Below are 10684 nucleotides of genomic sequence, written 5' to 3' on the forward strand. Positions count from 1 at the left end.
AGCCGTCCATTTCCGGCTGATGGGCAACTTGTTCGGAGTTTCCCTAGATCTCGATGATTGCCCCTGCGCATCTGGTCTTTGACACATCGTTCACATGCTCGGCCGCAACCCAGCAACAAAGTGTTCAGACCCAAATCTCACATTCACTCTGGGGGTGAGGCTTTGGCTCAGCGTGGCATCTATGGCACCGGCTTCGCCAGTGCTCGCCGGCAAGACCGGCTCCTACAGGTGGTCCGCGTTGTACTTGTAGGAACCGGCGTTACCGGCGAAAGGCTCGCTGCAGATTACACCCCCATCAGCCCTCTCGCCGCACTCGCCGAAACACCACCATCACCAGCCCCAGGTTGATCAACGCCAACCCGACCAGGCTGTACAGCACCCCATAGGCCCCCAGGTGCTCGAACAAATACCCACCCACCAAAGGCGTCAGCGCCTGCCCGATCAGCGACGGCCGCGACATCCGCCCCATCAGCAGCACGTATTGCGCAGGCGGCAGCATCGCCAGCGGCAGCAGCCCGCGCACGATGGCGCGCAGCCCATTGCCGCAGCCGAAGACCAGCAGCCCCAGCGCAGTGGCGGCCGGGGCGAAGGTGACCAGCAGCAGGCCGACCAGCACCAGGCTGGTCCAGGCCAGGGCCGTCCATACCGGATGGCGCCGCCCCACCAGCACCTGCAGTACCCGCGACGCTACCTGGCTCGGCCCGAGCATCGCCGCCAAGCCGATGGCCGCCGCCAGCGAATGCCCCAGTCCCTGCAACACCGCCACCAACTGCACGGCAATGGCCGTCATGATGATCGCGCCAATGGCGAAGATCGTGGTCAGCAATCCATACAGGGCGCGGTCCACCCCGCCCCCCTCCTCGCCCGTCTGCGCCTTGTGCCCGGTGCCCTGGCCGCCGGGCGGCAGCACCCGCCAGTACAGCGGGGCGACCACCAGCAGCAGGACCAGCGCATACCCCACGCAGGCCGGTCGCCAGCCCAGTTGCTCGACCAGCAAGGCCACGGTCGGCCAGGACAGCGTCGAGGCGAAGCCGGCGATCAGCGTCACCCCGGTGATCGCCCGGCCCGCGCCTTCGGCGTACAGCGCGCCCAGGGTAGCGAACAGCGCATCGTACAGCCCCATGGCCATGCCTACGCCGATCACCGCCCAGGCCAGCAGGAACAGCGCCAGCGACGGGCTGGCGGCCATCAGCAGCAGCCCGAGCGCCACCACCGCGCCGCTGGCGGCCAGCTGCGGCCGACCTCCGTGGCGGGCGATCAGGCGGCTGGATAGCGGCGCCAGCAGTGCGGCGACCATCAGGCTCAACGACAGTGCGCCGTACACCCATTGTGCGGGCCAGCCGGTGTCGCGGGTAATGGGCGCGGCCATCACCGCCATGAGGAAGAAGGAGCCGCCCCAAACCAGGATCTGCAGTACGCCCAGCCAGACGATGACCGAGTAGGAGGGGATTCGAGCGGTGGGGGTCACGGTGTGGCCTTATGCAGTGAAGCGGTGTGTGGCACCGGCTCTGCCGGTGTTCGCCGGCAAGCCGGCTCCTACGGGGTAGGCGGCCTCTGTGGGATACCGCTCATATCATTGCGCGTGATAATAACCTTCGCTCCGTTCGATTCGTTCCTCAAACGCAACACACTCACACTCCGCCCACTACTAATACATTGGCGGAGCTCTCCATGGATCACTCACTCAAACCCTTGCGCTTCCCGCTCGCTGCCCTGGCAGTGGTGGTGCTCAGCGCTTGCGGTCGCACCCCCGACGCCGTGCAGGCTCCCGCCGCGCCCAAGGTCAGCGTAGCCAAGGTGATCGAGCAACCGATCAACGAGTGGGACGAGTTCACCGGCCGCCTCGAGGCGCCGGAAACCGTCGAGGTGCGCCCGCGCGTCTCCGGCCAGATCGACCAGGTGGCCTTCACCGAAGGCGCCCAGGTGAAGAAAGGCGACCTGCTGTTCCAGATCGACCCGCGCCCGTTCCAGGCTGAAGTCCGCCGCCTCGAAGCCCAACTGCAACAAGCCAAGGCCACCGCCATCCGCAGCGCCAACGAAGCCCGCCGTGGCGAGCGCCTGCGCGACAGCAACGCGATTTCCGCGGAACTGGCCGAGTCGCGCACCAGCGCCGCCGCCGAGGCCCGCGCCGGGGTCGATGCAATTCAGGCACAGCTCGACCTGGCCCGCCTGAACCTGAGTTTCACCCGCGTCACCGCGCCCATCAGCGGCCGCGTCAGCCGCGCCCAGTTCACCGCCGGCAACATCGTCAGCGCCGATGTCACCCCGCTGACCAGCGTGGTCTCCACTGACAAGGTGTACGCCTACTTCGACGCCGACGAGCGTGTGTACCTCAAGTACAGCCAGCTCGCCCGCGACGGCCAGCGCGGCCAGAGCACCCCGGTGTACCTGGGCCTGACCAACGAAACCGGCAACCCGCACCTGGGCCAGATGAACTTCGTCGACAACCAGGTCAACCCGCGTACCGGCACCATCCGTGGCCGCGCCGTGTTCGACAACCGTGACGGCCAGTTCACCCCTGGTCTGTATGCACGCCTGAAGCTGGTCGGCAGCGCCCAGTACGACGCCGTGCTGATCAACGACGAAGCGGTCGGCACGGACCTTGGCAAGAAGTTCGTGCTGGTGATGGACAAGGACAACAAGGCCGCCTACCGCGCCGTGGAGCTGGGGCCCAAGCTCGAAGGCCTGCGCATCGTGCGCAGCGGCCTGGGCAAGGACGACCGCATCGTGGTCAAGGGCTTGCAGCGTGTGCGCCCTGGCTCGCAGGTTTCCCCTGAGGAAACACCAATGGCCAGCGAACAGACCCTCGCCGCCCTCGCCCAGCAGCGCCAGGCCCTGGAGGCCAGCAACCCGGCGCCGAAAGTGGCCGGCACCAACGAAAAAGTCGCCAGCGCCCAGGCGCCGCGCGGTTAAGGGACGACACCGATGAACTTCTCGAAATTCTTCATTACCCGGCCGATCTTCGCCGCGGTGCTGTCGCTGGTGCTGCTGATCGCGGGTTCGATCTCGCTGTTCCAGCTGCCGATCAGCGAATACCCCGAAGTGGTGCCGCCCACCGTGGTGGTGCGCGCCAACTTCCCCGGCGCCAACCCCAAGGTGATCGGCGAAACCGTCGCCGCGCCGCTGGAACAAGCCATCACCGGTGTCGAGAACATGCTGTACATGTCCTCGCAGTCCACCGCCGACGGCAAGCTGACCCTGACCATCACCTTCGCCCTGGGCACCGACCTGGACAATGCCCAGGTGCAGGTGCAGAACCGCGTGACCCGCACCCAGCCCAAGCTGCCGGAAGAAGTCACCCGTATCGGTATCACCGTCGACAAGGCCTCGCCCGACCTGACCATGGTCGTGCACCTGACCTCGCCGGACAACCGCTACGACATGCTCTACCTGTCCAACTACGCCATCCTCAACATCAAGGATGAGCTGGCGCGCCTGGGTGGCGTGGGCGACGTGCAGCTGTTCGGCATGGGGGACTACTCACTGCGGGTGTGGCTCGACCCGAACAAGACCGCTTCGCGCAACCTGACCGCCAGTGATGTGGTGGCCGCGATTCGCGAGCAGAACCGCCAGGTCGCCGCCGGCCAGCTGGGCGCCCCACCCGCCCCGGGCTCGACCAGCTTCCAGCTGTCGATCAACACCCAGGGCCGCCTGGTCAACGAGGAAGAGTTCGAGAACATCATCATCCGTGCCGGCGCCAACGGCGAGATCACGCGCCTGAAGGACATCGCCCGGGTCGAGCTCGGCTCCAGCCAGTACGCCCTGCGTTCGCTGCTGAACAACCAGCCGGCCGTGGCCATCCCGATCTTCCAGCGTCCGGGCTCCAACGCCATCGAGATCTCCGACGAAGTACGGGCGAAGATGGCCGAGCTGAAGAAGGACTTCCCGGAAGGCATGGACTACAGCATCGTCTATGACCCGACCGTGTTCGTCCGTGGCTCCATCGAAGCGGTGGTGCACACCCTGTTCGAAGCGCTGATCCTGGTCGTGCTGGTGGTGATCCTGTTCCTGCAGACCTGGCGCGCCTCGATCATCCCGCTGATGGCCGTGCCGGTCTCGCTGATCGGTACCTTCGCGGTGATGCACCTGTTCGGCTTCTCGCTCAACGCGCTGTCGTTGTTCGGCCTGGTGCTGGCCATCGGTATCGTGGTGGACGACGCCATCGTCGTGGTGGAGAACGTCGAACGGAACATCGGGCTTGGCCTGAAACCGCTGGAAGCGACGCAGAAGGCCATGAGCGAAGTGACCGGCCCGATCATCGCCACCGCCCTGGTGCTGTGCGCCGTGTTCGTGCCCGCCGCGTTCATCTCGGGGCTTACCGGGCAGTTCTACAAGCAGTTCGCGCTGACCATCGCCATCTCCACCGTGATCTCGGCGTTCAACTCGCTGACCCTGTCGCCGGCCCTGGCCGCCGTGCTGCTGAAGGACCACCACGCGCCCAAGGACCGTTTCTCGCGGTTCCTCGAGAAGCTGCTGGGCAGCTGGCTGTTCGCGCCGTTCAACCGCTTCTTCGACCGCGCCAGCCATGGCTATGTCGGCGGCGTGCGCCGGGTCATCCGCTCCAGCGGCATCGCCCTGTTCGTCTATGCCGGCCTCATGGGGCTGACCTACCTGGGCTTCTCGTCCACCCCGACCGGCTTCGTCCCGGCCCAGGACAAGCAGTACCTGGTGGCCTTCGCCCAGCTGCCTGACGCCGCCAGCCTCGACCGTACCGAGGCGGTGATCAAGAAGATGAGCGAGATCGCCCTCAAGCAACCGGGCGTGGCCGATTCGGTGGCCTTCCCGGGCCTGTCGATCAACGGCTTCACCAACAGCCCGAACAGCGGCATCGTGTTCACCCCGCTCAAGCCGTTCGACGAGCGCAAGGACCCGAGCCAGTCGGCGCAGGCCATCGCCGCGGCGCTGAACGCCCAGTTCGCCGACATCCAGGACGCCTACATCGCGATCTTCCCGCCACCGCCGGTACAAGGCCTTGGCACCATCGGCGGCTTCCGCCTGCAGATCGAGGACCGTGGCAACCTGGGCTATGAGGCGCTGTACAAAGAGACCCAGAACATCATCGCCAAGAGCCACAACGTGCCGGAGCTGGCAGGCCTGTTCACCAGCTACCAGGTCAACGTGCCCCAGGTCGATGCCGCCATCGACCGGGAAAAGGCCAAGACCCACGGCGTGGCGATCAACGATATCTTCGACACCCTGCAGGTCTACCTGGGCTCGCTGTACACCAACGACTTCAACCGCTTTGGCCGCACCTACCAGGTCAACGTCCAGGCCGAGCAGCAGTTCCGCCTCGATGCCGAGCAGATCGGCCAGTTGAAGGTGCGCAACAACCTGGGCGAGATGATCCCGCTGGCGACTTTCCTCAAGGTCAGCGACACCTCGGGGCCGGACCGTGTCATGCACTACAACGGCTTCATCACCGCTGAAATCAACGGCGCCGCAGCCCCCGGCTACAGCTCCGGCCAGGCCGAGGCGGCAATCGAGAAGCTGCTGAAAGAGGAACTGCCCAACGGCATGACCTTCGAGTGGACCGACCTGACCTACCAGCAGATCCTCTCGGGCAACACCGCGCTGTTCGTGTTCCCGCTCTGCGTGCTGCTGGCCTTCCTGGTGCTGGCCGCCCAGTACGAAAGCTGGAGCCTGCCGCTGGCGGTGATCCTGATCGTGCCGATGACCCTGCTGTCGGCCATCACCGGGGTGATCGTCTCCGGCGGTGACAACAACATCTTCACCCAGATCGGCTTGATCGTGCTGGTGGGCCTGGCGTGCAAGAACGCGATCCTGATCGTCGAGTTCGCCAAGGATGAACAGGCCAAGGGCCTCGACCCGCTGGCCGCCGTGCTGGAAGCCTGCCGCCTGCGTCTGCGGCCGATCCTGATGACCTCGATCGCCTTCATCATGGGCGTGGTACCGCTGGTGTTCTCCTCCGGCGCCGGCTCGGAAATGCGTCACGCCATGGGTGTGGCGGTGTTCTCGGGGATGATCGGGGTGACCGTGTTCGGCCTGTTCCTGACCCCGGTGTTCTTCTTCCTGATCCGCCGTTTCGTCGAGCGTCGCCAGGCCCGCAAGGCCGAGCGCAGCGTCGCGCTGGAGAACCACGCATGAAGTTGCTCAAACCCCTGACCCCGAGCCTGCTGGCCTTGGCCCTGGCGGCCTGCGCCGTGGGCCCGGACTACAAGACGCCGGACACCGCGCCGGCCAGGCTGGACAGCAGTGTTGCGGCCAAGGCCTTCGACCGCAGCCACTTCGAGAGCGTGTGGTGGAAACAGTTCGACGACCCGGTGCTCAACCAGTTGGTGCAGGCATCGCTGGAGGGCAACCGTGACCTGCGCGTGGCGTTCGCCCGCCTGAAGGCGGCGCGGGCGATCCGCGAGGATGTGTCCAACGACCAGATCCCGGTGGTCACCAGCCGCGCCAGCAGCGACCTGGGCAAGGGTCAGATCCCGGGCCAGACCGAGCGCCGGGTCAACAGCGAGCGCTACGACCTGGGCCTGGACATGGCCTGGGAGCTCGACCTGTTTGGCCGCATCCAGCGCCAGATCGAGGCCAGCGAAGCCCAGGAAGCCGCCGCCGAAGCCGACCTGCAGCAGTTACAGGTCAGCCTGATCGCCGAGCTGGTCGACGCCTATGGTCAACTGCGCGGCGCCCAGTTGCGCGAGCAGATCGCCGTGGCCAACCTCAAGACCCAGCAGCAGTCGCGGGACATCACCGTGACCCTGCGCGACACCGGGGTCGGCAACGAGCTCGATGTGGTGCGCGCCGATGCCCGCCTGGCGGGGGTCGAAGCCACCGTGCCGCAATTGCAGGCTGCACAGGTGCGGGCGAAGAACCGCATCGCCACCCTGCTCGGCCAGCGCCCGGACGCGATGAACGTGGATCTCTCGCCCAAGGCATTGCCGGCCATCGCCAAGGCCCTGCCGGTGGGCGACCCGGGCGAGCTGCTGCGCCGCCGCCCGGACATCCGCAGCGCCGAGCGCCAGCTGGCGGCGGCCACGGCCAACGTGGGCGTGGCCACCGCCGACCTGTTCCCGCGGGTCAGCCTGAGCGGCTTCCTTGGCTTCACCGCCGCGCGCGGTTCACAGATCGGCTCGGCGGCCTCCAACGCCTGGGCGCTGGGGCCGAGCATCACCTGGGCGGCGTTCGACCTGGGCAGCGTGCGCGCTCGCCTGCGCGGGGCCAAGGCCGACGCCGACGGCGCCCTGGCCAACTATGAGCAGCAGGTGCTGCTGGCGTTGGAAGAGTCCGCCAACGCCTTCAGCGACTATGGCAAGCGCCAGCAGCGCCTGCTGGCGCTGATGCGCCAGAGCGAGGCCAGCCGCAAGGCGGCCGAACTGGCCTCGATCCGCTATCGCGAAGGGACGGTGGATTACCTGGTGCTGCTCGATGCCGAGCGTGAGCGGCTGAGCGCCGAGGACGCCCAGGCCCAGGGCGAGGTCGAGCTGTACAGCGGCATCGTGGCGATCTACAAGGCCCTGGGTGGCGGCTGGCAGCCGGAGGTGGTGGCCAGCACGCGTTGATCGCATCCCTGATCTGAAGACTCCTTTGGTTGGTTCCTCCCCCAACCGTTTGCCCCGATGGCCTTGGTCGTCGGGGCTTTTTTATGGTTTTGAACAGGAGGGTTCCCGATGGGCCCGCCGAGAGAGTTGCAGTGTCCATGAGATCGAGCGCCGCCCGCGCGGCGCATCGCGGATGAATCCGCTCCTACATTTGTTGCAACGTGACCATGCCTGACGCGATGACGCTAGCACCGCTGCAGGAGCGGATTCATCCGCGATGCGCCGCACAAGCGGCGCTCGATCTCGAACGCACTACAAATCCGTAGCCTGGCACTCCACCCTCCCCACCTGCCGCAATCGCTCGCTGGCCGGCGCCGGCCGCCCATACAGATAACCCTGGAAATGCGAGCACCCCTCGGCCATCAACCGCTGCATCTGCTCCGCCGACTCCACGCCTTCGGCGGTGGTCTTGATCATCAGGCTGTTGGACAGCTCGGTGATAGCGCGCACGATCGACATCGCCTCGCGGCTTTCGCACATGTCGTGCACGAACGACTTGTCGATCTTGATCCGGTCGAACGGGAACGAGCGCAGATAGCCCAGCGACGAGTACCCGGTGCCGAAATCGTCGAGGGAAATCGACACCCCCAAGTCCTTCAGCGCACGCAAGGTGCGCACATTCTCTTCGCTGTTGCCCAGCAGCACCGACTCGGTGATCTCCAGCTCCAGCCGCGTCGCCGGCAACCCTGAATCAGCCAGCGCCAGGGCCACGCTGTGCACCAGCCCGGCGTTCTTGAACTGCACCGCCGACAGGTTGACCGACACCGTCTGCTCGGTGCCCCAGCTGGCCGCTTCCTGGCAGGCCAGGTTCAGCGCGCGGGCGCCGATCTCGTGGATCAGCCCGGTCTCCTCGGCGATGGGGATGAAGTCCATGGGCATGATCATGCCCCGCGTCGGGTGCTGCCAGCGCAGCAACGCCTCGTAGCCGGTGACGCTGTTGCTCTGCTGGTCGACCACCGGCTGGTAGTGCAGCTCCAGTTGCCCCAGGTGCAGGGCGGTGCGCAGGTCGGTCTCGACCAGCCGACGTTGGCGTGCGGCGACGTCGAGCTCGACATGGAAGCACTCGAAGCGATTGCGCCCGTTGCGCTTGGCTTCGTACAGGGCCATGTCGGCATAACCGAGCAGTTGCTCGGCCTGGTCGTGGTCGTCCGGCGCAGTGGCGACACCGATGCTCACCCCCACGCTGAACTGGTGCCCCTCGATCTGGAACGGTGGGCAGATTGCCTCGATCAAGCGCTGGGCGGTGGTGTGTGCGGCCTCACGGCTGTCGAGGCCGGACAGCACCACGGCGAACTCATCGCCGCCCAGCCGCGCCAAGGTGTCATGCTCGCGCAGTTCGCGGCGCAGGCGCTTGCCCAGGGCGCGCAGGAGCTTGTCGCCGAAGGCGTGACCCTGGGTGTCGTTGATGTTCTTGAAGTTGTCCAGGTCCAGGCACAGGGCGGCGGTCAGCTTGCCGTCGTCCTCGCCGCGCAGCAGTGCCTGCTTGAGCCGTTCATGGAACAGCGTGCGGTTGGGCAGCCCGGTCAGGGCGTCGTGGTGCGCCATGTGATGGATCTGGGCATGGGCGGCCAGTTCCTCGGTGGCGTCCTCGGCGACGAACAGCACGTAGTCACCCTGCCCCGGGTTCTGGCAGAGCATGGCGCGGCTGCGCAGGGTGCGCGGGCCTCTGGCGGTGTCGACCCGGGTTTCGGCGGCAAAGCCCTTGGCACTGCGCGCACCACGGGCCAGGTGCTGTTCGAGGTAGTCGGCCGCGGTGGGCGCCATGCACGCGCCCGGCAGCTTGCCGACCAGGCTCACACCCTTGCCGCCGAACAGGTGCTCGGCCTGCTGGTTGGCCAGCAGGATCTGCTGGCTGTGCAGGTCCTGGACGATCACGCTGGCGGGAATGTGGGTGATCACCGAATCGAGGAATTGCGACAACTTGGCCATTTCCTGGCTGTACTGCTCGGCAAGCTCCTTGGCCTGCAGCAATTCCTGCTCATGGCGGCGGCGCTCGCTGATGTCGCGGGTAATCTTGGCGAAGCCGATCAGTTGCCCCTGGTCGTCACGCACCGCTTCGATCAGCACATGGGCGTGAAACGCCGAGCCGTCCTTGCGCAGGCGCTGGCCTTGCTCCTCGAAGCGACCACAACTGCGGGCCTGCTCCAGGTTCTTCGCCGGCAGCCCCGCCGCCCGCTCGTCCTCGGTGTAGAACAGCGAGTAATGCTGCCCGACGATCTCCTCGGCGTGATAACCCTTGGCCCGCTGCGCGCCGGGGTTCCAGTTGGCGACGATGCCTTCGGGGGTGAGCAGGTAGATGGCGTAGTCCACCACGCTCTGGATCAACAGCCGGTACATGACGTCGGGACTTGCGGCTAGCGACATGGGATTTCCCTGAACCTGCGACGGGCACGAATGAAGCGCTTCCGGGCCTCTGGCGAACGGAACCGCACAGTGCCGGCATTATGCCGCTTGAGGGAATTTTGTGAAGCCCGTCACAAAAAGACATGTACCTGTCAGTGCCGCCGTGGCGTCACCAGGTAATTGAACAGCTCAGGTTCATCGTCCAGGGCGATTTCCCGTGTAGCGCGCGGCAGGTCGGCCAGCAACGCCCGGCAGAACTGCGTCGCCACGGCATCGGCGCCATGCCAGCGCAGCAGCCAGTCGGCATCGCCTTCGCAGAGGAACTGCCGGGCGACGGCGCGGCCGATGCCCTGGCGACGGTATTTTTTGAGAATGAACAGGTCGGCCAGTTCGAAGGCGTCGATGCCCGGCAGTTCGCTGCGCTCGACCAGGACGAAACCAGCGATGAAACCATCGAGCAGCACCAGCGTGGCGCTCCAGCCAGGCGACTGCCAGTAGCGTTCGAAGTGTGGTTCATGGATGTAGAAGCGCCCGTCGACTTCCACGTCCTCCTGCTCCCAGTCGGAAGACTCGTAGGCGTAGAACTGGTAGAGGTTGCGCACCAGATCGGCCTGTTCGGGGGCGGTCAGGAGCAGTTCGAGGGTGGCATCCATGCGGGTGGCTCGCTGGGGCTGGAGGGAGGCGCGAGTCTACCTGTGCTCTGGAGGTTTTACAGCCAGCACTTTCCGGTGGGGGATCGGGTAATGGCGGGCAGGTGCCAGGCGATAACCTTGCAGTGCGCTCGA

6 protein-coding genes are annotated in these 10684 nt (G+C 66.2%); 3 read left to right on the plus strand and 3 right to left on the minus strand.

What is annotated here, in order from left to right; translation table 11 throughout:
* Positions 1 to 295: 295 nt before the first annotated feature.
* Complete coding sequence (locus tag P5705_RS25410; RefSeq protein ID WP_277463626.1) at positions 296 to 1468, minus strand: MFS transporter; 1173 nt, start codon at positions 1466 to 1468, stop codon at positions 296 to 298.
* Between the two features lie 203 nt (positions 1469 to 1671).
* Between P5705_RS25410 and mexE the strand changes: the two genes are divergently transcribed.
* Genes mexE through P5705_RS25425 form a run of 3 tightly spaced genes read left to right on the plus strand, consistent with a single transcriptional unit; the run spans position 1672 to position 7517 of the window.
* Positions 1672 to 2913, plus strand: coding sequence for a multidrug efflux RND transporter periplasmic adaptor subunit MexE (gene mexE / locus P5705_RS25415; RefSeq protein WP_277463627.1), 1242 nt, complete (start codon positions 1672 to 1674; stop codon positions 2911 to 2913).
* 12 nt (positions 2914 to 2925) lie between these two features.
* Positions 2926 to 6105 carry an efflux RND transporter permease subunit gene (locus tag P5705_RS25420; RefSeq protein ID WP_277463628.1) on the plus strand — a complete coding sequence of 1060 codons (3180 nt, stop codon included), beginning with the start codon at positions 2926 to 2928 and terminating at the stop codon, positions 6103 to 6105.
* On the plus strand, positions 6102 to 7517 hold the full coding sequence (locus P5705_RS25425) for an efflux transporter outer membrane subunit (protein ID WP_277463629.1): 1416 nt from the start codon (positions 6102 to 6104) through the stop codon (positions 7515 to 7517). Before P5705_RS25420 ends, P5705_RS25425 begins: the two co-directional genes overlap by 4 nt.
* 291 nt (positions 7518 to 7808) lie before the next feature.
* Here the strand turns inward: P5705_RS25425 and P5705_RS25430 are convergent, their stop codons facing one another.
* Positions 7809 to 9920: a putative bifunctional diguanylate cyclase/phosphodiesterase gene (locus P5705_RS25430; RefSeq protein ID WP_277463630.1), complete on the minus strand. Its 2112-nt coding sequence runs from the start codon at positions 9918 to 9920 to the stop codon at positions 7809 to 7811.
* Between the two features lie 131 nt (positions 9921 to 10051).
* Complete coding sequence (locus tag P5705_RS25435; RefSeq protein ID WP_277463631.1) at positions 10052 to 10552, minus strand: GNAT family N-acetyltransferase; 501 nt, start codon at positions 10550 to 10552, stop codon at positions 10052 to 10054.
* Positions 10553 to 10684 lie beyond the last annotated feature (132 nt).

This window comes from Pseudomonas entomophila (assembly GCF_029478665.1).
Lineage (GTDB): Bacteria > Pseudomonadota > Gammaproteobacteria > Pseudomonadales > Pseudomonadaceae > Aquipseudomonas > Aquipseudomonas entomophila_F.

What these genes read in the sequence shown, in the direction of transcription:
- mexE (WP_277463627.1), top strand. Translation starts at nt 1,672, where the DNA reads ATGGATCACTCACTCAAACCCTTGCGCTTCCCGCTCGCTGCCCTGGCA.
- P5705_RS25420 (WP_277463628.1), top strand. Translation starts at nt 2,926, where the DNA reads ATGAACTTCTCGAAATTCTTCATTACCCGGCCGATCTTCGCCGCGGTG.
- P5705_RS25425 (WP_277463629.1), top strand. Translation starts at nt 6,102, where the DNA reads ATGAAGTTGCTCAAACCCCTGACCCCGAGCCTGCTGGCCTTGGCCCTG.
- P5705_RS25430 (WP_277463630.1), bottom strand. Translation starts at nt 9,920, where the DNA reads ATGTCGCTAGCCGCAAGTCCCGACGTCATGTACCGGCTGTTGATCCAG.
- P5705_RS25435 (WP_277463631.1), bottom strand. Translation starts at nt 10,552, where the DNA reads ATGGATGCCACCCTCGAACTGCTCCTGACCGCCCCCGAACAGGCCGAT.